Source organism: Enterococcus sp. SMC-9 (assembly GCF_021011285.1).
Classification (GTDB): Bacteria; Bacillota; Bacilli; order Lactobacillales; family Enterococcaceae; genus Enterococcus_C; species Enterococcus_C montenegrensis.
Window position 1 is genome coordinate 143,923 of the sequence record NZ_JAILYE010000001.1, and the last position, 22,416, is coordinate 166,338.

The 22,416-nt window shown below is 37.0% G+C and carries 29 protein-coding genes and 1 pseudogene; 5 read left to right on the forward strand and 25 right to left on the reverse strand.

Annotated elements, in window-relative coordinates; all coding sequences use genetic code 11:
* Positions 1-138: 138 nt before the first annotated feature.
* The 8 genes from tsaD to K4422_RS00730 all read right to left on the reverse strand — a co-directional run bounded on the left by tsaD (position 139) and on the right by K4422_RS00730 (position 7,708).
* A complete protein-coding gene (gene tsaD / locus K4422_RS00695; protein ID WP_230708553.1) occupies positions 139-1,152 on the reverse strand; it encodes a tRNA (adenosine(37)-N6)-threonylcarbamoyltransferase complex transferase subunit TsaD in 1,014 nt (337 codons plus the stop codon).
* Complete coding sequence (gene rimI / locus K4422_RS00700; protein WP_230708555.1) at positions 1,142-1,618, reverse strand: ribosomal protein S18-alanine N-acetyltransferase; 477 nt, start codon at positions 1,616-1,618, stop codon at positions 1,142-1,144. The genes tsaD and rimI (K4422_RS00700) overlap by 11 nt, the downstream gene beginning before the upstream one ends.
* Positions 1,611-2,141, reverse strand: coding sequence for a ribosomal protein S18-alanine N-acetyltransferase (rimI, locus tag K4422_RS00705; protein WP_206905713.1), 531 nt, complete (start codon positions 2,139-2,141; stop codon positions 1,611-1,613). Before rimI (K4422_RS00705) ends, rimI (K4422_RS00700) begins: the two co-directional genes overlap by 8 nt.
* Positions 2,125-2,850: a tRNA (adenosine(37)-N6)-threonylcarbamoyltransferase complex dimerization subunit type 1 TsaB gene (gene tsaB, locus K4422_RS00710; RefSeq protein ID WP_230708557.1), complete on the reverse strand. Its 726-nt coding sequence runs from the start codon at positions 2,848-2,850 to the stop codon at positions 2,125-2,127. The genes rimI (K4422_RS00705) and tsaB overlap by 17 nt, the downstream gene beginning before the upstream one ends.
* A gap of 125 nt (positions 2,851-2,975) precedes the next feature.
* A complete protein-coding gene (locus K4422_RS00715) occupies positions 2,976-3,968 on the reverse strand; it encodes a LacI family DNA-binding transcriptional regulator (protein WP_230708559.1) in 993 nt (330 codons plus the stop codon).
* Between the two features lie 76 nt (positions 3,969-4,044).
* Positions 4,045-5,526 carry a UDP-glucose--hexose-1-phosphate uridylyltransferase gene (gene galT / locus K4422_RS00720; RefSeq protein ID WP_230708561.1) on the reverse strand — a complete coding sequence of 494 codons (1,482 nt, stop codon included), beginning with the start codon at positions 5,524-5,526 and terminating at the stop codon, positions 4,045-4,047.
* Positions 5,527-5,537: 11 nt separating this feature from the next.
* Positions 5,538-6,527 (reverse strand): UDP-glucose 4-epimerase GalE, encoded by a 990-nt coding sequence (gene galE / locus K4422_RS00725; RefSeq protein WP_206905703.1) that lies wholly within the window; start codon positions 6,525-6,527, stop codon positions 5,538-5,540.
* A 17-nt stretch (positions 6,528-6,544) separates the two neighbouring features.
* Entirely contained in the window at positions 6,545-7,708 is a 1,164-nt protein-coding gene (locus K4422_RS00730) for a galactokinase (RefSeq protein WP_230708563.1), read from the reverse strand.
* Between the two features lie 176 nt (positions 7,709-7,884).
* Here K4422_RS00730 and K4422_RS00735 point away from each other — a divergent pair, with 176 nt between their 5' ends.
* The gene (locus tag K4422_RS00735) at positions 7,885-8,052 is read left to right on the forward strand and encodes a DUF3042 family protein (RefSeq protein ID WP_206905701.1); all 168 of its coding nucleotides are present in this window, start codon (positions 7,885-7,887) and stop codon (positions 8,050-8,052) included.
* Between the two features lie 105 nt (positions 8,053-8,157).
* On the opposite strand, the gene K4422_RS00740 is transcribed toward K4422_RS00735, so the two are convergent.
* The 9 genes from K4422_RS00740 to K4422_RS00780 all read right to left on the reverse strand — a co-directional run bounded on the left by K4422_RS00740 (position 8,158) and on the right by K4422_RS00780 (position 14,492).
* Positions 8,158-8,514: a DUF488 domain-containing protein gene (locus K4422_RS00740; RefSeq protein WP_206905700.1), complete on the reverse strand. Its 357-nt coding sequence runs from the start codon at positions 8,512-8,514 to the stop codon at positions 8,158-8,160.
* A 105-nt stretch (positions 8,515-8,619) separates the two neighbouring features.
* Entirely contained in the window at positions 8,620-9,018 is a 399-nt protein-coding gene (locus K4422_RS00745; protein ID WP_230708565.1) for a rhodanese-like domain-containing protein, read from the reverse strand.
* Between the two features lie 15 nt (positions 9,019-9,033).
* On the reverse strand, positions 9,034-9,999 hold the full coding sequence (locus K4422_RS00750; RefSeq protein WP_206905698.1) for an ROK family glucokinase: 966 nt from the start codon (positions 9,997-9,999) through the stop codon (positions 9,034-9,036).
* A 6-nt stretch (positions 10,000-10,005) separates the two neighbouring features.
* On the reverse strand, positions 10,006-10,212 hold the full coding sequence (locus K4422_RS00755) for a YqgQ family protein (protein WP_230708567.1): 207 nt from the start codon (positions 10,210-10,212) through the stop codon (positions 10,006-10,008).
* Positions 10,213-10,232: 20 nt separating this feature from the next.
* Positions 10,233-10,928 (reverse strand): rhomboid family intramembrane serine protease, encoded by a 696-nt coding sequence (locus K4422_RS00760; protein ID WP_230708568.1) that lies wholly within the window; start codon positions 10,926-10,928, stop codon positions 10,233-10,235.
* Positions 10,921-11,484, reverse strand: coding sequence for a 5-formyltetrahydrofolate cyclo-ligase (locus K4422_RS00765; RefSeq protein ID WP_230708570.1), 564 nt, complete (start codon positions 11,482-11,484; stop codon positions 10,921-10,923). Before K4422_RS00765 ends, K4422_RS00760 begins: the two co-directional genes overlap by 8 nt.
* A 245-nt stretch (positions 11,485-11,729) precedes the next feature.
* A complete protein-coding gene (locus K4422_RS00770) occupies positions 11,730-12,716 on the reverse strand; it encodes a FecCD family ABC transporter permease (RefSeq protein WP_230708572.1) in 987 nt (328 codons plus the stop codon).
* Positions 12,713-13,702 carry a FecCD family ABC transporter permease gene (locus K4422_RS00775; protein WP_230708574.1) on the reverse strand — a complete coding sequence of 330 codons (990 nt, stop codon included), beginning with the start codon at positions 13,700-13,702 and terminating at the stop codon, positions 12,713-12,715. The genes K4422_RS00770 and K4422_RS00775 overlap by 4 nt, the downstream gene beginning before the upstream one ends.
* Complete coding sequence (locus K4422_RS00780) at positions 13,692-14,492, reverse strand: ABC transporter ATP-binding protein (RefSeq protein ID WP_230708575.1); 801 nt, start codon at positions 14,490-14,492, stop codon at positions 13,692-13,694. Before K4422_RS00780 ends, K4422_RS00775 begins: the two co-directional genes overlap by 11 nt.
* Before the next feature lie 205 nt (positions 14,493-14,697).
* Between K4422_RS00780 and K4422_RS00785 the strand changes: the two genes are divergently transcribed.
* Positions 14,698-15,627 (forward strand): ABC transporter substrate-binding protein, encoded by a 930-nt coding sequence (locus K4422_RS00785; protein WP_230708577.1) that lies wholly within the window; start codon positions 14,698-14,700, stop codon positions 15,625-15,627.
* Positions 15,628-15,722: 95 nt separating this feature from the next.
* On the opposite strand, the gene K4422_RS00790 is transcribed toward K4422_RS00785, so the two are convergent.
* Positions 15,723-16,727 (reverse strand): zinc-dependent alcohol dehydrogenase family protein, encoded by a 1,005-nt coding sequence (locus K4422_RS00790; RefSeq protein WP_230708579.1) that lies wholly within the window; start codon positions 16,725-16,727, stop codon positions 15,723-15,725.
* Positions 16,728-17,053: 326 nt separating this feature from the next.
* On the opposite strand from K4422_RS00790, the gene K4422_RS00795 reads away from it, so the two are divergent.
* Both K4422_RS00795 and K4422_RS00800 read left to right on the forward strand, forming a co-directional pair.
* The gene (locus tag K4422_RS00795; RefSeq protein WP_206905671.1) at positions 17,054-18,073 is read left to right on the forward strand and encodes an AI-2E family transporter; all 1,020 of its coding nucleotides are present in this window, start codon (positions 17,054-17,056) and stop codon (positions 18,071-18,073) included.
* 765 nt (positions 18,074-18,838) lie between these two features.
* Positions 18,839-19,501 (forward strand): DUF5067 domain-containing protein, encoded by a 663-nt coding sequence (locus K4422_RS00800; RefSeq protein ID WP_230708581.1) that lies wholly within the window; start codon positions 18,839-18,841, stop codon positions 19,499-19,501.
* 307 nt (positions 19,502-19,808) lie between these two features.
* On the opposite strand, the pseudogene K4422_RS00805 reads toward K4422_RS00800, so the two are convergent.
* From K4422_RS00805 to K4422_RS00825, 5 genes and pseudogenes are all read right to left on the reverse strand, one after another.
* Positions 19,809-20,322, reverse strand: a pseudogene (locus tag K4422_RS00805) (N-acetylmuramoyl-L-alanine amidase); the annotation flags it as partial.
* Position 20,323: 1 nt separating this feature from the next.
* On the reverse strand, positions 20,324-20,581 hold the full coding sequence (locus K4422_RS00810) for a hypothetical protein (RefSeq protein ID WP_230708583.1): 258 nt from the start codon (positions 20,579-20,581) through the stop codon (positions 20,324-20,326).
* Position 20,582: 1 nt separating this feature from the next.
* Entirely contained in the window at positions 20,583-20,897 is a 315-nt protein-coding gene (locus K4422_RS00815; RefSeq protein ID WP_230708585.1) for a hypothetical protein, read from the reverse strand.
* The gene (locus tag K4422_RS00820; RefSeq protein WP_230708587.1) at positions 20,890-21,276 is read right to left on the reverse strand and encodes a hypothetical protein; all 387 of its coding nucleotides are present in this window, start codon (positions 21,274-21,276) and stop codon (positions 20,890-20,892) included. The genes K4422_RS00815 and K4422_RS00820 overlap by 8 nt, the downstream gene beginning before the upstream one ends.
* Before the next feature lie 27 nt (positions 21,277-21,303).
* Complete coding sequence (locus K4422_RS00825; protein WP_206902170.1) at positions 21,304-21,537, reverse strand: hypothetical protein; 234 nt, start codon at positions 21,535-21,537, stop codon at positions 21,304-21,306.
* A 62-nt stretch (positions 21,538-21,599) separates the two neighbouring features.
* Here K4422_RS00825 and K4422_RS00830 point away from each other — a divergent pair, with 62 nt between their 5' ends.
* On the forward strand, positions 21,600-21,812 hold the full coding sequence (locus tag K4422_RS00830; protein ID WP_230708589.1) for a hypothetical protein: 213 nt from the start codon (positions 21,600-21,602) through the stop codon (positions 21,810-21,812).
* 17 nt (positions 21,813-21,829) lie between these two features.
* Here K4422_RS00830 and K4422_RS13525 read toward each other — a convergent pair whose 3' ends face one another.
* On the reverse strand, positions 21,830-21,961 hold the full coding sequence (locus tag K4422_RS13525) for a hypothetical protein (RefSeq protein WP_268990950.1): 132 nt from the start codon (positions 21,959-21,961) through the stop codon (positions 21,830-21,832).
* Positions 21,962-21,963: 2 nt separating this feature from the next.
* A complete protein-coding gene (locus K4422_RS00835) occupies positions 21,964-22,383 on the reverse strand; it encodes a DUF1617 family protein (RefSeq protein ID WP_230708591.1) in 420 nt (139 codons plus the stop codon).
* Positions 22,384-22,416: the final 33 nt, after the last annotated feature.

Consider the following 22,416-nt stretch of genomic DNA (forward strand, 5'->3'; position numbering starts at 1 on the left):
AAGTTTGACTTCATTTCCCCCAAAAATCCATCAAGAATCTTAAATGTTTTAGTTCTAGCTTACATCAATAAGTGTACCGTAATTGTAATTTTCTTTTTTTCAAATTAATTGCGGATTAAAAACTTCTTTTGAAAAAAATCAGGCTAATTCCAAACCCGGTTTAGCATTTAGAAAATAGTTGCCAAAATGTTGTTTTGCTAATTCTACATGAGCGGCAGCACCAATCATTGCAGCATTATCTCCACATAAACGCAACGGCGGTACAATTAATTCAACGCCTGGAGCTTCTTTGAGCAATACTTCACCTAAACGTTCTCGCAGCCCCTGATTGGCTGCAACGCCACCAGCAACAACTAATTGTTTAACTGGCCAATTTTGACAAGCACGGATTGTTTTTGCAGTTAAAACATCTACGACGCTGGCTTGAAAACTTGCAGCTAGATCTTCTTTTGCTAACACTTCACCTTTTTGATCTGCATTGTGCACTAAATTAATAAAGGCACTTTTTAAACCGCTAAAACTAAAATCATAATTATCCTCATGGATCATTGCGCGAGGAAAATGAAACGTATCTTTCCCCAGATGAGCAAGCTGATCTAGTTCTTTACCGCTAGGATAACTTAAACCTAAGACGCGTCCTACTTTATCGTAGGCTTCACCACAAGCGTCATCTCGGGTTTCACCAATAATTTCATAAGAGCCGTCTTCAGCCATGTAAACTAACTCCGTATGCCCACCACTAACAAGTAAAGCCATTAAAGGAAATTCTAATGGTTTTACTAACCGTGCTGCATAAATATGTCCTGCCATATGATTTACAGGAATTAACGGTAATTGGTGCGCCCAGGCAAACGCCTTGGCCGCTGCGATTCCAATTAAAAGCGAGCCGACTAAACCAGGACCATACGTTACCGCCACAGCAGTTAAATCTTTTGGTGTAACTTGTGCTTCACTTAACGCATCTTGTAAACAAAGCGTAATTTGCTCCACATGATGACGACTTGCAACTTCTGGCACAACGCCACCAAAACGTTGGTGACTTTTAATTTGGGAAGCAACAATATTACTTAATATTTCATGACCGTCTTTAATCACTGCAACACTTGTTTCATCACAGCTACTTTCAACGGCTAAAATTAATTCAGAACTCATTTGTTTGAATTGGCCCCACTTTCTTTAACATAATTAAGGCATCTTCCCGTGGATTTTGATAATAATCTGCCCGTCGACTAATGACCTTATAACCATGCGCTAAATAGAGATTTTTGGCAGAAAAATTTCTTACCCGTACCTCTAAAAAAAATTGGTTTACTGAGGGAATTTTATCCACTAACTTCATTAAAAGACCGCCGTAACCTTTATTTTGCGTTGCAGGATGAACGGCCACGTTGGCAATTTCAACTTCATCAATAATTTTTTGATAAGCTAAAAAAGCTACTACTTGTCCTTTTTCTTCTATAATAAAATAATTGGTTGCAGCATTTTTTAAATCAGCGAGATATTGCTCTTTTTTCCAAGGACTTCCTGTTTGATAGGCAGCCTCTGCAATGTTATACAATGAATCTGCCAGTTCCGTCAAGTTGTAGTCCTTTTTTTCTTTAATCTTAAAATCAGTCAATGTATTTCACCATATCCAATGCATCTTCATTTGTTTGATCATAATAGGCGGTTTTAATTGCGCGTGAAACATATCCTAATTTGCGGTATAGGCGTTGCGCATCGCGATTACTTAACCGAACTTCCAAAGACATGGTCAAACAACCATTTTTTTTAGCAAAATGTTCCAGCTCTTGTAATAAAAATGTGCCAATGCCACTTCCTTGAAAATCTGGATCAACGGCAATATTGGTGATATGGGCATCATTACCAATAATACGGCATCCGCCAAAAGCTAAAATAGCTTCAGCTTCCACACATAAATACAAATGTGGTAGCGGTGAAATTAATTCTGACAAAAATGCTGATTTAGTCCAAGGTAACTTGCCATGGTAAACATTTCTTTCCACTGCTAAAAGCGCTTTGATGTCGTCATTTGTCACTTCGCGAACAAACCAGGCTGCATGTCCTGGATAAATCCTTTTTGGATAGCCTGCACTTTTAAAAGGTGGTTTTGGAAAAAGAGCTTTAAATTTTTTCAACATAATTTTCGTCACCTGACCAATCTTTGTGGGCAGCCAGCCATTTTTCTTCTGCTTCGACACGTTTTAAATATAGCGGTGAAAAAGTGTCAATATTGGTCACTGGTGCTTTTTTGGCACCCAATTCTGCTAAAACTGCACCACTGGGAAGTTGCCAATGGGAAATTTTATTTATTTTTGCAGTGGGTAAACTTTCACTTATCTCCGCGGCAAACTTTGCCACATCTTCTCCGACAAATAAAATGTCATCTTCATTTTTCAACTGTACTAGTAAATCTGCTAGTGCCATATGGCGATCTGCTTGAATCATTTGCAATTCATCTGCAACCCATTGATAAAGACCAGTGTATACATTGTTTCTTCTTGCATCAAATAATGGGACAATAACGCCTGCATAATTACGGCAATTGGCGGCAATTAAAGCCAAACTAGAAACACCAACCAACTCACAATGTAGTGTATCTGCTAGTGTTTTTGCTGTTGTGACACCAATTCTAAGCCCCGTGTAAGATCCAGGTCCCTGGGCAACTACGATGCGCTCAATTTCTTGTGGAGTTAATGCAACTTTTTCCATTAGCTCAGCAATAGCGGGCATTAACGTCACACTATGATTTTTATTAACATTTGTTGTAATTTCGCCTAAGACGATGTTTTCAGCCATCACGCTGACTGTTAAGGTTTTATTTGATGTATCAAAAGCCAATATCTTCACGGTGCTATCCTCTCCTTTAACTCTAGTGTATTTTACCACAAATTTAAAAAAGTTAAATAAACCTGCGTAGAGCCAATAAAAAATGCTACCGTCAGATATAAAACAACTGCGGTAACATCTTTCAACTAGTTTGTTTGTAATGTTGACTCTCTTAAAATCAGTTTCGTGCCAATTGTAATCTTGCGTGGCACGGGTGCTTCATCTTTTTCAATTTGTACCATCGTTTCTAGAGCTAATTCTCCCATCCACTCTGTCGGTACTTGAATGGTAGACAAAGCAGGCGTTACATATTTGGCCACGCTAACATCATTAAAACCAATAACTGAAATATCTGCCGGTACTTTTAAGCCTGCCTCGTGAATGGCTTTTAGTGCCCCAACTGCCATTGCATCACTTGCGGCAAATAGTGCGCTGGGAATTTCTTTTTCAGACTGCAAAAAATTTTTAACGGCTTGATAGCCACCTTCAACTGTAAAATCACCTGTGATTTCATACTGTGAATTTAAAAGCTTCAATTGCCGCAACCGTTCAGTAAACAAACGCAAGCGAGGGTCAGCAATTTCATTATGATAATCTTTCGTAAACTCTACACCAGCTAAAATAGCGATCTTTTCATGCCCTTCTTTGATGAAATGATCAATGACTAAATCTACTGCCTGATGAAAGTCAACAACTAAAGAATCAAACCCAGCTGACATTCCATCATAATCCACAAATAAAAGTGGTTGCTTCATTTTCTTTAGCGTTTTAATATGTTTGGCATCAAATTTTCCCAATGCGATGATCCCATCGGTTTTTGTCTCGGAAAGTTCAGATAAAGATTCTTTTACTAATTGTACGTTTAATTCTTCTGCTTTTCGTTCAATGCCTAAACGAATCGCCAAATAATACAAATCTTCCAATTCCTCTTCGTCGTTATACCACTGAACTAAGCGTAAGACTTGGTCTGCTTTTTTTTGCTTGTTTTTATATTTCGTATAATTGAGAGCTTCTGCTGCTTCAAAAATTTTCCGTTTGGTATCTTGTCCCACTGAAAGTCCAGCATCATAATTTAAGACTCGCGAAACAGTGGCCGGGGAGACGTTGGCTTTTTGGGCTATATCTTTAATTGTTGCCATGCTACACCTCCTTTAGTTTTATTTCTCGAGTTGTAAGTTAAAGATAAACAAATTTGTGCAGCTGATTTTTTAACGCTTAAAGTGTATCAGTAAAACGCAAAAAGGCTTGTTTCCCCACTTTATCCCGTTTAAAAACACCAGCATCTTCCAAAACACGGGCAAAAATTTGTCCAACTTCACCATGTATGATATCCATGGCATTTGTTGGCGTAAATTCATGGGTTTGCATCATCGCTTGTGCCCAGGTTTTATGGTAGTCGGCAATATTATTAGGTTTGCCTAATACATATTTTTCAACTTCTTCTAATTCAGGTAATAATCTTGGTGGTAAGACAGCTAGTCCCATTACCTCAATCAGACCAATATTTTCTTTTTTAATATGTTGCACATCTGGATGGGGATGAAAAATACCATCGGGGAATTTTTTTGAAACATTATTATCCCGCAATACTAAATCAACCTCATATAACTTTCCATTTCTTCTGGCAATGGGCGTTATCGTATGATGTGGCGTGCCATCTTCACTAAATGCTTTGACACAAACACTTTCATCTGAATAGTGTTTCCAGGCTTGTAAGATATACTCGCAAGCATTTATCATTTCAGTTTTGTCTGCTCCTTGCAACCGAAGAACTGACATCGGCCATTTTACAATTCCCGCTTTAATATTTGGAAAAACACTTAAATTAATTTCTTTTTCAAGGGGAGCTTTTGCCATCGCAAAGGTGTGCTTTCCACCTTGATAATGGTCATGGGATAAAATTGATCCTCCTACAATCGGTAAATCCGCATTTGAGCCCACAAAATAATGGGGTAAAACTTCAATGATGGTCAATAAACGTTCAAAAGTTGCCCGGCTAATTTGCATCGGGCGATGCTCTTCTGATAAGACAATGCAATGTTCATTATAATAGGCATATGGGGAATATTGAAATCCCCAACTCTCACCATTCAAGTTCATGCGAATAATGCGGTGATTGGTCCGCGCTGGATAATTCAGGCGCCCTTTATAGCCTTCATTTTCCATGCAAAGCATACATTTGGGATAATCGCCGGCTGTCACATTTTTCATTGTTGCAATTTCTTTAGGGTCTTTTTCTGGTTTAGAAAGATTAATTGTAATCTCTAATTTTCCATATTTCGTTTCAGCTGGAAAAACAATGTTTTTAGCAATAGCACGCGTTTTAATATAGTCATTTTCTTGACATAATTTAAAAAAGTATTCGGTTGCGGCTTTTGGTGTTTTAGCATAATGTTGGGCAAAAAAAGCATTAACAACTGAAGGCGGCGGCGTCAAAAAATCCATTAACTGCGCTTCCAAAATTTCTTTTTGGGCTAGACTATCTCCGATTACACCATTTTCTTTTGCCTTTTTTACTAATGCATCTAATAACTCTAAAGAATTTTGGGTCGCACTTTGTGGCTTAACCTCATCCAGACCATCCTCCCCAATTAAAGCAATAATCCGATTTTGTAAATATAAGCGGTCTAATTCCATATAACCACCGGCATGAATGGCTAATGTCGCAAAATCCACCACTATCTGGCTGATACTCATTATTTTACCTCCTAGTCTTCATAACCATGAGGATGACTAACGTGCCAATCCCAAGCTGTTTTAATAATATCTTTAATGTCGGTATACGCAGGTTGCCAGCCTAAAATTTCTTTTGCCTTGTCACTTGCAGCCACAAGTGTTGCAGGGTCCCCTTTTCTTCGGGGGGCAATTTTGGCAGGAATTTTTCTACCCGTAACTGCTCTAGCGGCTTCTAGCATTTCCTTAACGGAATAACCATTATTACTGCCAAGATTAAAGACATTGCTTTTGTTACCTGCTTTTAAATATTCTAAAGCTAAAATGTGCGCGGCAATTAAATCTTCTACTTGAACATAATCACGAATACAAGTGCCATCTGGTGTTTTGTAATCATCACCGAAAATCTGCAACGCCTCTCTTTGCCCTAAAGCAACTTGTAAAATAATCGGTACTAAATGGGTTTCCGGATCGTGATCTTCCCCAATTGAAGCATCTGCTTTAGCTCCGGCAACATTGAAATAACGCAAGGCAACGTATTTCATCCCGTATGCGTTGTCACACCATTTCATCATTTTTTCCATCATCAGTTTACTTTCCCCGTATGGATTTTTGGGTGCAGTTTCAGCCGTTTCTTTAATTGGTACAACTTTTGGTTCGCCATAAGTTGCCGCAGTAGAAGAAAAGACAATATTTTTTACATCATTTGCTTGCATCACTTCTAATAAAATTTGCATTCCGTAGACATTATTATTAAAATATTTCAATGGCTTTTCTACTGATTCGCCAACTAAAGAACTAGCCGCAAAGTGAATGACACCTTCAATTTTCTCTTTTTGAAAAACACTTTCTAAAAAGTCTTTATCCCGCACATCCCCTTCATAAAAACGCGCATCTTTATGAATTGCTTGTTTGTGCCCAGTTAATAAATTGTCCACAACCACCACGTCGTATCCTTTGGTAATTAATTGATCCACTGCGTGAGAGCCGATATAACCAGCTCCGCCTAATACTAAAATTGACATTTTAAAGCCTCCATTTTTTATTTTAATTTGCGGGCACCATCATCAATACTCGCTTTGTAAATATCTGTAGCATACCCGATCTTCTCTTTGTAGGCAGCTTTTACATTTTCAGTAAAATGCTCAAATTCACTTTCTTTAACAAGTGCAATCGCACAGCCACCAAAACCTGCTCCAGTCATGCGCGCCCCTAATACACCTGATTGCGCTTGGGCTGTAGCTACTAGAGTATCCAACTCAATACCTGTCACTTCATAATCATACTGCAAAGACGCATGAGATGCATTTAATAATTTACCAAAAGTTGCTAAATCACCGTTAACTAATGCCATCTTGGCTTTTTTAGTCCGTTCATTTTCAGTAACTGCGTGTTTTGCTCGTTTAATGAGAACCTCATCCCCAATTAAATCCGTATTATTGAAAAATTCTGCTTCTGATAACTCACCTAATGATCTAATCGGTAATTTTGTTTGGAGGCGACTCAAGGCTTCTTCACATTCACTTCGGCGTTCATTGTATTTCGAGTCAGCTAATTCACGGCGTTTATTCGTATTCATAATCGCCACAACGTATTTACCAAATTCCGCTGGAACCAATTCATATTCAAGTGTATTTGTATCCAGCAAAATGGCATGATCCATTTTTCCCATACCAATTGCAAATTGATCCATGATACCTGAATTGACACCAATAAATTTATTTTCTACGCGTTTACCTGTTTGGACTAATTCAATCATTTTGACATCAAGGTTAAATAAATCTTGTAAGATTACCCCTGTCAAAAGCTCAATCGATGCTGAAGATGAAAGACCTGCTCCATTTGGAATAGTACCATAAAAAAGAATTTCCATGCCACTTTCAATTTGAAAGCCATCACTTTTTAAAAAGCGCATCATCCCTTTTGGATAGTTAGTCCAATCGTGTTCTTTACGAAAATCCAAATCATCAATTGAAAATTCAATAATTCCTTTTTCCGGGAAGTTTTCCGAATAAAGACGGACTTTTTTATCCTCACGTTTTCGTGCTAACCCATAAGTACCGATTGTAATTGAAGCTGGAAAAACATAACCGCCATTGTAATCTGTATGTTCGCCAATTAAATTAATTCGGCCTGGAGCAAAATATTCACCGGTTGATTTATTACCAAATTTCGCATTAAAAAGTTCTTGTAAGTCTTTTGTCATCAAAAAACACCTCATCATTTTTGTTTAGTAAATTTATTATAATTTATTTACTAAATATTTTCAACGATTATTTATTTACGAACTTAATGCCAGTCACTAACTAAAAAAAGCGTTTAGCTTTTATTTTTAGTGAACTTGTTACATAATATAATAAAAGTATGAACGGAGTGATTGGGATGAAAAAATTTGTATCAGGTGTCTTAGTCGGTACTTTGGCTACCGTTGCAGCAGCAGGTGCTTTTGTAGCAACTGTCAAAAAACAAGTAATCGATCCTATCGATGAAAAAGAAGCGATGATTGAAGAAAACCGAAAAAAAGCAATGCGTAAACGCGTTGCCCGCTAATAAAAAAATCACACCATCAACTGGTGTGATTTTTTTAATGTATCTCTAAGGACTGCTTATCTTAGTAGTCTTTTTTCTTTTAATCTATTTACTGATAAATAAAAATTATGTTTTGCGGTTTAAATATTCTGCTAACACAACCGCTTGATTATGCACTTCATCTTTAGCGCCATATAACAACGTTACTTTTTCTTTTCGCTGAACAATTGTCGTAAGTTGGGCAAGTGCAGACTTAGCCGGCTCAGTTTGCAACTCCGCGATATACTTTTCTTTAAAGACCGGAAAATTTTCTGGCTTGTGGCCAAACCATTTTCGCAATTCTGTTGAAGGAGCAATTTCTTTTAACCATTCATCCAAGTGTGCATCCACTTTTTTAATGCCCCGCGGCCAGACTCGATCAACTAAAACGCGAAAGCCATCTTTTTTTTCGTAGTCGGCATAAATTCTTTTTGTCGTAATCATGATTAATCCCTCCTTTCTTTAGTCTAGCACTTCTTGGTAAAACCGCCCAATAAAAAAAATACTGGACTAAAAGCCAGAAGTGACCTTTGTTCCAGTATCAAAAATTTAACTGTTTTTCTTTTTAACTTTTCCTTCCCAGCTTTGGTATCCACCTTTTAATAAGTAAATATCTGTATAGCCGGCTTTACGCAATTTGTTGGCCGCTCGTACTGCAATTGCTCGTTTTTGATCATAAATGTAAACTGGTTGATCTTTACGAATACTACCAATTGAATTTTTCAAAACAGAGTAGGGAATATTACGGGCACCTAATACATGTCCGGCATCAAACTCATCTTTTTCCCGAACATCAACGACTTGTGCTTTACGCATACCTTCTCGAAAAGTCTCTTGATCAATTGTTGTAGCAGATTTTTTAGCCATAATTCGAAGATACAATTCATTAATTCCGATTCCTAATAAAATTGCAATTAAAACAATATCAATAATAATAATTGGAGACATCTTTTGCTTTCCTTCCTATTTCACGAAATCTAATGCTAATGAAGCTGCGCCAATAACGCCTGCTTCGTTGCCTAGTTGTGCTAATTTAATACTGGTACTTTCAGTTACTTGTGGGAAAGTAAATTCAGCAAAGTACTTTTCAACGCGACTACGTAAAAATTCCCCTGCTGCTGAAACTCCACCACCTAAAACAATTGCAGATGGATTTAAGGTGTTGCCTAAATTACCACATGCTAAGCCTAAATAAAAGCAGACCTTGTCAACGACCATTAAAGCAAAGGCGTCACCTGTCTGGGCATAATCAAAAACATCTTTAGATGAAATATCATACCCTTCATCTAGTTGCGCTTTTAATTTCGAATCCCCTGCGTACTCTTCAGCTAAATGACGGGCTACCCGTACAACACCAGTAGCAGAAGAAACGGTTTCTAAACAACCTTTTTTACCACAAGTACATTGGAAACCTGCTGGATCAACTGTGACATGGCCGATTTCACCGGCACAACCTGCAACACCGTGTAATAAATGACCTTCAGCGATAATACCACCACCAACGCCGGTACCAAGGGTGATAAAGATAACGTCTGGGTTATTCTCCCCAGCACCTAACCAACGTTCGCCCAAAGCTGCAACATTGGCATCATTGTCAATGGCAAAAGGAATTTTAGTTCCTGCTTCAATTTGTTCTTTAACAGGTTGCAAGGTCGTCCAATTTAAATTGTAAGCCCCAATTACTGTTCCTGCATTACGATCAACACTACCTGGTGTTCCCATTCCAATTCCAACAAAATCTGCTGGTTTCATGTTGTATAAGGCTAAATGATGGTTAATTGATTCCACGATTTCTGGTACGATATGACTACCTTCATCCAATATGTTGGTTTCAATACTCCATTTTTGTTGAATTTCTCCTGCGGTAGTTAAAATTGCGAATTTTACTGTAGTCCCGCCTAAATCAATTCCGATAATTTTTTTGTCCATGTACAATTATCCTTTCTGCCGACTTTCTTCAATGCGATGCTCTCGTTTTAATATGCGCCAGCAAGTTAGATACGTATCGTGATCGATTAAACGACCATTGTATAAATTTTTTAATTCAATTAACATTAATTCGATATCATAAATGCGCTTGCCTACATAAATATAAATACCAAAACGTTTAAATAATTGCTGAACATCGTAAAGAGTTTCCATTTTACACACTTCCTCGCATATTATACAAGCAATCCATATTTTTTTAAACCATATAAAAGACAAATCACGAAAAGAAATACAAAAACAACACCGCAAATGACTCTTGTATGAATTGAAAAACGACCGTGATTTTGTGGTAGCGCTACGACATTCCCTAACAATAGCCCACCGATAACACCGCCGATATGTCCCCAGATATCAATCGATTGATCAAAAATACCAAATAATAAACTAAGACCAACAAAAAGGGCAAATTGTCTGACCATGCCTTGCACAGCCGGATTATTGCGGAAATAATATCCTAATAACAAAAAGGCCCCAAAGACACCAAAAATTGAAGTGCTACTACCAGCTGAACGGATGCCTGCGTTATTAAATGCAAAACTGACTGCATTTCCCATCACGCCGCTTAATAAATACAAAACAAAAAAACGCCAATGGCCATAGATGGCTTCAACTTGCTGCCCAATAAAATATAATACAATTGAATTAACAGCAAAATGGGTCAGTGAAAAGTGGATAAATATCGGTGTTATAAAGCGCCAGTATTGGTGAAGATAGGCGACAAAAGGTCCAAACATCACACCACGAGCTTCAATTTGTAGACTGGGAATAAACATAAGCAAATAAACGACTGTTTGAATTGCTAAAAAGCTGTACGTAACAACCGGCCGATTAAGCCAGCGTTTTAATGTCATTTTCCATTCGTTATTCATAAACAACCTCACTTCTATAATCCGTAATTATTTTTTTTACCGGAAGATCAAATTTCTCAGGCTGCCAATCCTCAACAATCTGCTCGTTAAAAACCAAACTAACCGTCTGTCCTTTATAATCCATTAAAAAGCGATCGTAATACCCGCCACCAAAACCAATGCGATAACCGCGACTTGAAAAAACGATGCCAGGAACTATTAATAAATCAATTTCATCTTTTGCTACTGTATCAGTTATTAGTGGTTCTTGTACACCAAAATTAGAAACGTGATAGCTTGTATCTTCAACAACCGGATGAAAAGTCAATAAACGATTTTGTAAAGCTTTGGGGGCAACCATTTGTTTACCTTCTTGAAAAGCTCGTTGAAAAATTGGCTGCGTATCTAATTCTATGTCCGTTGCACGGATAGCTGCAATACAATTTGCCTCTTGCCATAGACGACTGGCAAATAACAATTGCAAAATAATGGTTTCTTTTTCTTGTTTTTTACCTTTATGAAGAGCTAATTCTTGCAACTTAGCAATTCCTTTTTGGCGTAACTCTTTTTTATCCAAATCCATCGCTCCTTATTCAGGATATTTTCCAAGTGAAATCTCGCGATACGTCATCTTAACAGACTAATTAAGACTCTAATTGCATGGTATCGAAAAAATAAAAAAATAGCAAACGGCTGGAAAATACCAAAATGCCTGCATTTTCATTTTAAGTAAAAACAAGACAAGTAGTAAGTAAAAACAAACCTTACCCCTTGCCTAATTCTAGTAATCCTAAAGAGGGTAGCAATTCATTACCGATAGTCTTATACCTTGGGCTTTTGCACCAATAAAATCAAGAAATAAGGTGCACCACAAATGGCAATCATTACGCCTGCAGGTAATTCACCACCAGTTAAAAGTAATCTGCCTAAGGTATCAGCGGCTAAAACAATTACAGAACCAATCAATAAGGTTAATGGAAAACGTTGTTGCGCTCGCCCTTTTACTAAAGTCTTCGCAATATGAGGTGCCAAGAGTCCAACAAAAGCTAAGTTTCCGCAAAATGCCACGCAACTGGCTGCTATCGCCGCCCCTAAAAATAAAAAACGAAGGCGAACGCTGCGAACTTTTACACCTATGCTGAAAGCCTGCTCATCGTTTAACTGCAATAAGTCTAAATAAGGCAACTGTCTGAATGTGACCCCAAGTAAAAGGATAAGCCAGCTGAGTAAAATAAAAACATAACTCCAGTTTGCCCCCCATAACGAGCCTGCAAGCCAATTTGTTACAAAACGATAGCGATCTGGTGCCACTTTAATCGTGCCCAATAAAGTCAAAGCGCCAAAACCAGCGTTCACAGCAATCCCTGCTAATAATAATTTATCCAAAGTTAAAAAAGGACCTTTTTGATAGGCAATCCCATATACTGCAAAGACCGCAATCAAACCACCTGCTAATGCTAATAGCGGCAGCAAAAAGCCACTCCCTTGAGCAAAAAAACCAAGATAAATCAGTACAAAAAAACCGGCACCACTATTAATTCCCAGTAAAGATGCATCTGCTAAATCGTTACGGGTCACACCTTGCAATAAATATCCCGCTGCGCCCAGGCCGGCACCACCTAAAACAGCTAAAATAGTTCGCGGTAGCCGCAACTCAAAAACTGTTAATTGCAATGCATTACTAGCCTTTCCATTGATCAATAGTAAAATATCATTCAAAGTTAAAATTTGACGTCCAAGTATAATGCTCAGCCAAAGTAAAATAAGGAGTAAACCAAGGACAATGCCATACACATATTTTTTTTTCACGCTCGACTCCTCCAAATCTTTAGGAGTAAAAATGGAACCCCGACAATTGTAATCAAAAGTCCTAAAGGTGTTTCAAATGGCGGATTTAAAAGGCGGGCTAATAAATCCGCTAACACTACAAACAGCCCCCCGCCAACCAAAACTAATGGCAATAAACGGCGATAATTATCTCCTGTAAAATAGCGCAAGACATGAGGGACCATCAGTCCGATAAAACTGATGGGGCCAACAAGTGCCACCGCAATTCCAGCCAAAATAACGACAAATAGTAAAGTAAAAAAACGAATACGCCCCGGTTTTTTTCCTAAAGCTAATGCATTGTCATCCCCTAAAAGTAATAAATTAATGCCCCCGGCAAGAAACAAAATGCCTGTTACTGCAATTAAGTAAAGCAGCCAAACTTGTTTTAATTGCTCCCAAGTAATATTGGCGACTCCACCAACAAACCAAAAGGCAATATCTTGTTGCAAATCAAACAAAAGCGACAATGCCTGACTAAGTGCGGTAAAAAGACTGCTAATCGCCACCCCGGCCAACACAAGACGCGTTGGTGTCAAGGTGGTAACAGAACGGCGGCTGACCAAAAAAATTAAAAAGGCGGCTAAAAAAGCACCCGCAAAAGAAAACCAAATTGTTTGATTAATTGAAGCCTTGGGCCACAAAATAAAAACAAGCGCCAAGCCTAACGAAGCACCGCTGTTAATTCCTAATAAACCAGCATCAGCTAGTGGATTTCTAGTCACCCCTTGCATAACTGCTCCACTTAAAGCAAATGCACTTCCCACAAAAAAAGCACCGATAATGCGAGGTAAACGTAAGTTCACGATTATTTGTTGGGCTTGATTGTTTTTATCAAAGTGAAAAAAAGCACTTATAATTTCACGAATAGAAATATCAGCAGCTCCATTTGTTAATGATAAAAATAGAACTAAAAAAGCCGCGATTATTAAAAATCCCCAGACCAAAATAAAACGACTAATCTTCATCTTCTGTCTCCTGCAATTCATAATTCATTAAAAGCGGTTTTTCCGTTTTGATATCTACTGTTAATTCCGCCTTAATGGCAAATAATTGCGCCAAAATTTCAGTGGTCATGACGTTTTGTGGTGTCCCATTAGCTATAATTTGACCTTGTTTTAAACCAATTAGGATATCAGAAAAACGGGAAGCCAAATTTAAATCGTGGATAGACATGACAATCGTTTTTTGATACTTTTGATTGATTTTTTGAAGTAGTTGTAAAATTTCCAACTGATGAGCTGGATCTAAAAAAGTTGTTGGTTCATCCAAAATCAAAATATCTGTATCTTGTGCTAATGCCATTGCCAACCAAACACGTTGCCGCTGTCCACCCGAGAGAGCTTGTAATGAACGTTGGGCTAGATTTTCAAGGCCGGTTGCAGAAAGTGCCCAATTAATTGCCTCTTGATCTTTTTGATCCAATTGTCGCAGTCCCTTTTGATAGGGGAAACGTCCGTAAGAAACTAATTCTCTAACTGTCAACTCAAGATTTTGTTCCGTGTTTTGTGCAAGTAAAGCGATCTGCTGTGCCACTTCTTTTGTCGGTAACGTTTTGATACTGACACCATTTAGATTTACTACCCCTTTTTGTGGCTGCATAATTCGCGCCAATGTTTTTAATAGTGTCGACTTGCCACTGCCATTTGGTCCAATTAACCCAATTATTTTTCCTACTGGTAATTGGAGCGACAACGATTCAATAATAATTTGTTTTTGATAACCAACAGTTATCTCTTTTGCTTCCAAGGTAGTCATTGTAATTCTCTACTTTCATTGATAATGATTATCAATTATCGCTTTAATTTTTCAATTCGTCAATAGTAGGAAAATTGATTTCATCGCATTTGTCATAAAAATAAAATTGACAAAAAAGAGAAATATGCTAGTATCTTTAATTGATAATCATTCTCATTTAAAGAAATAAATACCTGAATTTGCTTTACAAGAAAGGAAGTCATTCATGAAGAAGTATCAAAAAATTACCACCGGTTTAGTATTATTAGCTAGTCTTTTATTATTTGCAGGTTGTGGGACGGAAAATAAAGAGTCCACTCAAAAAGAAAGTCGGACACTGACCGATCAATTGGATCATAAAGTTGAAATTCCCAATAATCCCAAGCGAATTATTGGCAGTTATTTAGAAGATTACCTAGTAGCATTAGGAGAAAAACCAGTTGCCCAATGGACTGTTGGGGGTGGATCTCGTCAAGATTATTTGCGTAAGGATCTAAAAGATGTTCCTTTAATTAATTATGACTTACCTTATGAAGATGTTTTATCCTATGAACCTGATTTATTATTAATTGAATCAAACGGTTTAGTCGAAGGGGGAAAATACGATAAATACGCCAAAATTGCTCCAACCTATGTTGTTAAAAACGGCGAAAAAGTTACTTGGCAAGCTAAATTAACTGACGTTGCCAATGTCTTGAACAAACAAAAAGAAGGCAAAAAAATCATTACGGACTATGAAAAATTAGTAGCTGAAACTAAAAAAGATTATGCCAAAAAAATAGAAGGTAAATCTGTCGCTGTTTTGTGGGTAACCAATAACTCTGCTTTTATGGTTGCTGACACACGTTCCAGCGGTGATCTGTTGTATCAACAATTAGGCTTTAAAGTTCCGAATCTAACCAAAGAAATCAGCGAAAAAGCAACTTCAGATTGGTCGGCGGTTTCACTAGAAAAATTAGCCCAAATTGATTGTGACTATTTAATTCTTGTTAATAGTGACAAAAAAGCGGCAATGTTCAAAGATCCTTTATGGCAAAATATTCCCGCAGTAAAAAATGGGAATTTATGGGAATTCGGCCCTGAAAAAAGCTGGTTGTATAATGGCCCCATCGCGTATCAAAAGATGATTGAAGATGTCAAAGCAAAACTAAAATAAATAAAAATGGCACCTGCTATAGCTGTTGTATCGCCTAAAAAATTAGCTTTTTACGCTAATTTTGGGAAAATTACTACAGTAGCAGATGCCATTTTTTATGCTTTTATGTTATCACAAAAATCAAAAAGCACTTTTCCGTTTTTGTCTGATTGCTCAAAGTCTGCAATTGCTTGTTTGAATTGTATCAATGAATAAAATGCTGAAGGTCGTGGTAAATGCCAAAGTCCACTTTTCAAGTAGTAAAAAATTTCTGTAAAAGTCTGCTGCCATTTGGCATTTGTGATACGGTCTAGCCAATGACGCAAATGAAAAATTTCTACCGAAATATCCAACTGGGTAGTCAAAAACTGCCAATCAACCTGCTCTCCTGACAACAATCCTATTGTACGAAACTTTCCTCCTGCTGTTACACACTCAGCCAAAATATTGCCTTGTTGACCACCGATAGAGTCCACTGCAGCCTGAACCCCTTTTTTATTGGTTATTTTTGTGACGGTAGCTTTTATATCCTCTTTAGCTGAATTCACAACAAAAAACAGACCAAGTTTTTCTAGCTCTTTTCGCGCCTTCTCATTTCGTACTACGCCAATCAATTTAAATCCTAGTATTTTTGCAAGTTGGATAAATGATTTACCGATCGAAGAATTTGCAGCGTTGATGATTAAGAAATCATCTTTTTTTAACTTAAATTCCTCCACACACAACACCCAGGCCGTAACCGGATTGATATAAGCCTGACTGGCAGTGATAGAATCAATTTCTTCAGGAATCACGATCGCATAATCCGCCTGTGTCACTACAAATTTCTGCCAAGTTCCCTCTCCTCGTAAAGGTAAGACTCGTTTATTTAACAAGTGCTTATCTGACTCATTGTGCACACGTCGGACAAGTCCCACACCTTCATAGCCAATAAGGCTGGGTAAAGGAGTTCGGTGGGCATAGGCACCAGTTATTGGGATTAGATCAGATGGATTGATTGGTGCATACAACATCTCAACTAAAATTTCCCCCTCATTCAAACTTGTAAGCTGCTTATCTTTCATTTGAATAACTCTAGCTGGTTGACCAAATGAATCAAAATAAAGTTGTTGATTATTCATAAATCCTTTTTTCCGCCTTTGTCTGTAATTTTACTAGTTCTAACGAAGTGAAGCCTCTTTTTTATTTCAGCTAGGTGTGAAGACATTCATCTATTCTAAACTCCTGTTTACGGCTAAAAGGTAATCGAGAAGTAGCTTTTTTCTCAAATTTTCACCTATAAAAAGACAGTTTAAAAAGCTGCTATTTTACTTCATTAAAAAATAGACTCCCTTAAGAATAACATGTTACTACCTAACATTTTTGTTCGTTGAACTGAATTTAATAGGTTTGCTCATCAAAAACGACTATACTAAAGAAAACATTTATAAAAACGAGGTGTGTCTAATTGAAACTTTATCATAATTTTGTTGCCAATCTTAAATTAAGACGCTATGTTGTGTTGTTGAGCATCATTTTTTTACTTTATTTTGCCCGTAGTCTTATGACACCAATCTTATTAACCTTTATTTTCACCTATTTGGCTATTCATTTTGTACAATTGGTCCAACGCTTGATCAAAATTAAACCCATTTTTATCGTGGTTGCCTTATATGGTGGAACACTATTACTTTTGTATATTGCCTTAACCAACTATATCCCAATCTTATTTCACCAAACTTGGCACATGGTCGATACGGTCATAGACTTCTACGACAACCAACCGACTAATTCCAATCAAGTCCTCGACTGGATTTTACAATACGTCCAACGGAGTGAATTTCTTGACCAATTAAAAGGCGGCGCCAGCTTTATCATTGGGTACCTCCACGATTTTGGCAAACTCGCTGTTTCGCTAGCTTTATCTTTTTTACTGAGCTTCTTTTTTACCGTTGAATTAAAGAAAGTAAAAGATTTCTCAAAATTATTTTTTACTAGTGATTTTGGCTGGTTTTTCCAAGATATATTTTACTTTGCCCAAAAATTTATTAACACTTTTGGCGTCGTTTTAGAAGCACAATTTTTTATCGCTATCGTAAACACCGTCATTACGGTTATCGGCTTAGCCATTATGGGATTTCATCAACTACCAAGTTTGGGCTTAATGGTCTTCTTATTTAGTCTCATCCCTGTTGCTGGAGCCATTATTTCAAGTATTCCGCTGTCATTTATTGCCTATTCACAAGGGGGAATGTGGGACTTAATTTTTATCTTATTCATGATTCTTGGCATCCATATTCTAGAAGCCTATGTCTTAAATCCCAAATTTATGTCAAGCCGTACAGAATTACCCATCTTTTACACCTTTGTGATTCTCTTAGTGGCAGAGCGCCTTTTTGGAATTTGGGGCTTAATTGTTGGCATCCCAATTTTTACTTTCTTCTTAGATGTTATGAAAGTCAAAAAAATTCCGCATTCAGAAACTTGAGTAAAATAATTAAACTCTAAGAAAGATTTTCCCTCTTATAGCGCAATAGTAAAACTTTTAACACGTTAGAAAACACTTTGGTCCATTATTTTTCAACAACACACCTTCAGCCCTTTTCTAACCTGTGCTTTTATGAAATCTGATAGATTTTAACAAAAATCTAAAAAAAATAACTAAAAGTAGATTTCACCTGTTACTAACTGTTGGTCTTTAAAAAATTAAGTTGATTAATACAAGTCTTTCACTAATATTTAGTCTAAAGAAAGTGTTTTATTAAAACGATTGGCTTTTGACTAATGTATAATATTAAAAAGGAGCTGACAAGCCTATGCGTGATATCATTGTTATAGTAGGCACTTTTGCAATAATTGGTTTTGCTGCTTGGGGAAGTGTTATGGAAGGTAAATGGTTGAAAGAAAAAATAAACAAGAAAAATCATAAGCAATAGCTTTGATTTCCGCTAAAAAAAGAAACCCTCTAAAACACTGGTCTTAAAGGGTTTCTGAAACGATTATTTAGTTTCGCGGTGTAAACGCCCTGTCTAAATAGGGTTGATTTCTTAGCACTTTATCCTTGGTATATCAATAAACCTCACCTTTTGATTGATTTGATTAAATTCTTTTACGAGACTAAAACTAGGTCAATCATATAGTCATTTTTTTCTTCTATTAAATAATCTCTATTTTTTACTTTCATAATTTTATTCGTCATTACAGACCTACTTTGTTACAATTAATTATGAAAAAAGTGAAGGCGGGGATTTAAATGAAAAAGGTGTTATTAGTAGTTTTAGTTTTAGCTGGATTTTTTGTATCAGGTTGCTCAACAACCAAAGAAACAAATTCAAACGAAATAAAATCGTCATCCTCTACTGAACCAACTACCGAGATAAACGCTTCTACTCAAAACAGCAGTGAAAAAGATGCTTTTGAGATGTCTTTTAAAGATAAAACTTTGACCGGCGTTAATTATAAATTAACGATTGATAAAACACAGGTCGGACATAATAATTCTACTGATGAAGATGGACTTATCATTTGGTATACGGTAGAAAATAAATCTGAAGATAACCTAGTTCCTAATGACATACTTTCGTTACTAACCTTCAAACAACAAGATGGAACATCTGAATTTGATTTAACCGAAGATGTAGGTAAATTTGATGCAGCAGAAGCTCTATATCCTATGTATAATGATGATGGGAGCACTGTTGAAGATGTTGATACTTATAATACGGCGATTTCCGAACAAAATAAATTCTATGAGGAATTTGAAGAAAAAAGCTATGCTGAATTATTACCAGGCAAAAGCGTGCAATGCGCAATAGGAATACTTTTAAATAATACTGATAAACCCGTTAATGTATCACTTTCAGAAGATATGCCAACAAGCGAGAATGAACCTCTTGTAATTAACTTATCGAAATAAATGATTGCTAATTAAACAAAAAAATAACCCCGGTCTCTTAATTGAGACCGGGGTTTTACTAATTAAACTTTCTTTACATATTCTAAATTAGCTGTCATAAATCCTACTGCTGTTTTGGCCACACGAATGCTACCGTATTTTGGTAATTCTCTAAAATAGATTCTGCTACCTTTCGCAAGTCGAACTCGTCGTTTTGACTTACGACCAACATCGTCAAAAAGATATTCATATCCAGCTGATCCAACTTTGATTACCTCATAAGTTCCAGGTTCTGTTGCGTATTTAGCCATAGTGGTAGTTACCTCCATTCCCTTTTCAACATCTTTTTTAAACTGTGCTCGGCTAATTCCCCATTTTGCTAAATAAGGATAAGGGTCAACGTGATCACTGCCATTATTGGGTTGATGTTTAGTACAATACTCGTGACTTAAAATGCCTACATTTCCAGCATCTACTTTTAAGGGGATTTTAGCTTCCATAGCTAACTGGCGCAATAATTCTACGTATAATTTATAATCGCGAGTGAATTCAGCTTTCGTCTTATGACTTTCGATTAATTCTACGTGTGCGTATCCCCAAGCGTTCCACCCACCGCCAACATCATAAGCACCACGATTAACAGGAGCCGTTTGGATAATACGACCATTACCAACTACGTGACTAAAAAAACCACTTTCAACAGGTCGTCTCATATGATAGTCTGCCTCATTTTGAGCTGTTGAACTGGGATTTCCCGTTGAATGTGCATGAATTTGTCCGTACGGTTTAACTCCGACTTGTGGCAAGCCTTGCCGAATTTGTTTTTCAATTTTTAAAGCCATCTCATTTGTCTCCTTTCACGAACCCTGCACCTAAATCATAAAAACCGCCTGCAGCCAAACCGGCGATGAATCCGCCCCATCCATACAGCACTATGTCTGCTGGTTGGAATGAGATTGCATAAACAACGCCAATAAAAATACCAGTGACAACATTGATCACTGGCAACCATTTATTATTTGGAATTTGGTTCTTGATCAGCTGTGTAGTGGCCAAAACTAGCACACCAATAGCTGTTGCTGCTGTTAAAATATTCTCCATTCTATTTACCACCTTTCAAATTTTCCAATTCAGATACCAACATTTCGTTCTCATCTTCTAATCGCTCGATTTCTTTTTGGTAGAAAGCAATTTCTTTTTCGTACTTTTCTTGAAGTTTTTCCAATTTGTCTTCTAAACGATCAACCTTACTTTGCAGCTGATCATTTAGCTCCTTGTACTGCTGAAACAGTTGCACCGCATTATCATTGTTAGTTTTTGCGAGTGTTGTGCTGTTTGTGGATTTCGTTGCAAATAGAGTAGCTATAGCCCCAATGGCTGCTCCTCCTAATGTGATGATCCATTGATACTCACCCATCTAGATCACCCCACAAAGCAAGCAGAAAAATGGCAATATTAATGCATAACGCCATAATCCAGCTACTATTTTGGAAACCACTAATTGCTCGCCAAGCGTAGGCTAATAGCAAAATCATCCAGACAAATTGGTAAAAAACTAAAAGAAATGAACGATACTGTTTTTTACCAAGAAAAAATAAAATGACACCGATAATTCCCGCGACCATAATTGGCACAGAAAATACGGCATCATCTAAAACGTTCATGATAAAAGCGTATGTGGACTTATCTTCCAACAGACCAGGATGGATTAAAAAATTCAACCCTACCCCTGCTGTCGTCAGGGCAATTAATATAAACTGCCAATCCTGGCGCAATCTCTTTTTTAAATCTGACATACCTCACCAACTTTCCGGCTTTCGACTTTATTTAGAATTCGCTGCCGCTAAACCTTCAAAATCAGCGACAAGTTTGTCTTTAATCATTTTAGAATAGCCAACCAATCCGCCAGTATTTGAATTAAACTCATCCATTGTCAAATTAACTTTCCCAGCAATGTTATTGCCACTTTCAAATTCTGCAGTGAAATTGACTCCTACGTTCATTGGATCAGAATAGTAGTCAAATACCATATTTGTGATTTTAAAATTGTTATTCATATTATTTTTCCTCCGGATAAATTTTATTTGATATACTCGCTTTGAAAGCGAGGTGAAAAATTATGGGATTGAGTCCACGAGAAGAACAGAAACTACCAAACTATGGGTGGGATTTTTTAGACAGACATTTGAAACTCCATTTGCAATTTCCGGGAAGCACAATTCAGGTTATTCCAGAACAATATGCTATGAATAAATCTGATATGCTTTTTGAAATGGAGAAAAATGGCTATCATGTCGATACTTCAGATCCTAAGAAATGGATAGTCTCTTAATCTCTCAAAGACCCACATTAGCTGTGGGTCTTTTTCATTTCAGATATAATCATTTGAAGATTATAAATATCAAACTCGTTTTTTTTAATTTGCGCTTCTAGATATGCGAGGTTACTTTTTAAAACATCTATTTCTTTTTCACAATTCATAGCTATACCTCCTTATTTTCAAACGCAGTGGTCAAGACAAAAAATCCTTGCGCGACATTACCAGATACTTCATCGTCAAATTCGATGATAAATTTTTCTAAGTCATTAAGGCGACTAGAGTATTCACCGTAGTCAATGACAGCATCTTCTTCTAGCAAATCAGCAATCTCTTTAGACGCTTCTGCATTACCTTTTGTTGATAATTCATAAGTCCCATCTTCTTTGACGATTGCTTCACCTTTATCGTCTTTTTCTGCATAGGCAATTACAATTGACTTACGATCTTCTGCAAATTCTTTTTGCTTTTTTTCCAAGATTTGCAACATACGTGACCGTGCAATACTCTGTTTTCCCTTCATTGTTAGATTTCCAAGAAATTGCTCTACATTGGCTAATTCTTTATTTTTGATTTTGATTTTCATCTATTTACCTCCTAAAAAAATTAAAAGAGCACT

Coding starts and splice junctions, on each gene's coding strand:
- tsaD (WP_230708553.1), bottom strand. CDS start 1,152: ATGAGTTCTGAATTAATTTTAGCCGTTGAAAGTAGCTGTGATGAAACA.
- rimI (WP_206905713.1), bottom strand. CDS start 2,141: ATGTTGAAAAAATTTAAAGCTCTTTTTCCAAAACCACCTTTTAAAAGT.
- K4422_RS00715 (WP_230708559.1), bottom strand. CDS start 3,968: ATGGCAACAATTAAAGATATAGCCCAAAAAGCCAACGTCTCCCCGGCC.
- galT (WP_230708561.1), bottom strand. CDS start 5,526: ATGAGTATCAGCCAGATAGTGGTGGATTTTGCGACATTAGCCATTCAT.
- galE (WP_206905703.1), bottom strand. CDS start 6,527: ATGTCAATTTTAGTATTAGGCGGAGCTGGTTATATCGGCTCTCACGCA.
- K4422_RS00730 (WP_230708563.1), bottom strand. CDS start 7,708: ATGACAAAAGACTTACAAGAACTTTTTAATGCGAAATTTGGTAATAAA.
- K4422_RS00735 (WP_206905701.1), top strand. CDS start 7,885: ATGAAAAAATTTGTATCAGGTGTCTTAGTCGGTACTTTGGCTACCGTT.
- K4422_RS00740 (WP_206905700.1), bottom strand. CDS start 8,514: ATGATTACGACAAAAAGAATTTATGCCGACTACGAAAAAAAAGATGGC.
- K4422_RS00745 (WP_230708565.1), bottom strand. CDS start 9,018: ATGTCTCCAATTATTATTATTGATATTGTTTTAATTGCAATTTTATTA.
- K4422_RS00750 (WP_206905698.1), bottom strand. CDS start 9,999: ATGGACAAAAAAATTATCGGAATTGATTTAGGCGGGACTACAGTAAAA.
- K4422_RS00755 (WP_230708567.1), bottom strand. CDS start 10,212: ATGGAAACTCTTTACGATGTTCAGCAATTATTTAAACGTTTTGGTATT.
- K4422_RS00760 (WP_230708568.1), bottom strand. CDS start 10,928: ATGAATAACGAATGGAAAATGACATTAAAACGCTGGCTTAATCGGCCG.
- K4422_RS00775 (WP_230708574.1), bottom strand. CDS start 13,702: ATGAAGATTAGTCGTTTTATTTTGGTCTGGGGATTTTTAATAATCGCG.
- K4422_RS00780 (WP_230708575.1), bottom strand. CDS start 14,492: ATGACTACCTTGGAAGCAAAAGAGATAACTGTTGGTTATCAAAAACAA.
- K4422_RS00785 (WP_230708577.1), top strand. CDS start 14,698: ATGAAGAAGTATCAAAAAATTACCACCGGTTTAGTATTATTAGCTAGT.
- K4422_RS00790 (WP_230708579.1), bottom strand. CDS start 16,727: ATGAATAATCAACAACTTTATTTTGATTCATTTGGTCAACCAGCTAGA.
- K4422_RS00800 (WP_230708581.1), top strand. CDS start 18,839: ATGAAAAAGGTGTTATTAGTAGTTTTAGTTTTAGCTGGATTTTTTGTA.
- K4422_RS00810 (WP_230708583.1), bottom strand. CDS start 20,581: ATGGAGAATATTTTAACAGCAGCAACAGCTATTGGTGTGCTAGTTTTG.
- K4422_RS00815 (WP_230708585.1), bottom strand. CDS start 20,897: ATGGGTGAGTATCAATGGATCATCACATTAGGAGGAGCAGCCATTGGG.
- K4422_RS00820 (WP_230708587.1), bottom strand. CDS start 21,276: ATGTCAGATTTAAAAAAGAGATTGCGCCAGGATTGGCAGTTTATATTA.
- K4422_RS00825 (WP_206902170.1), bottom strand. CDS start 21,537: ATGAATAACAATTTTAAAATCACAAATATGGTATTTGACTACTATTCT.
- K4422_RS00830 (WP_230708589.1), top strand. CDS start 21,600: ATGGGATTGAGTCCACGAGAAGAACAGAAACTACCAAACTATGGGTGG.
- K4422_RS13525 (WP_268990950.1), bottom strand. CDS start 21,961: ATGAATTGTGAAAAAGAAATAGATGTTTTAAAAAGTAACCTCGCATAT.
- K4422_RS00835 (WP_230708591.1), bottom strand. CDS start 22,383: ATGAAAATCAAAATCAAAAATAAAGAATTAGCCAATGTAGAGCAATTT.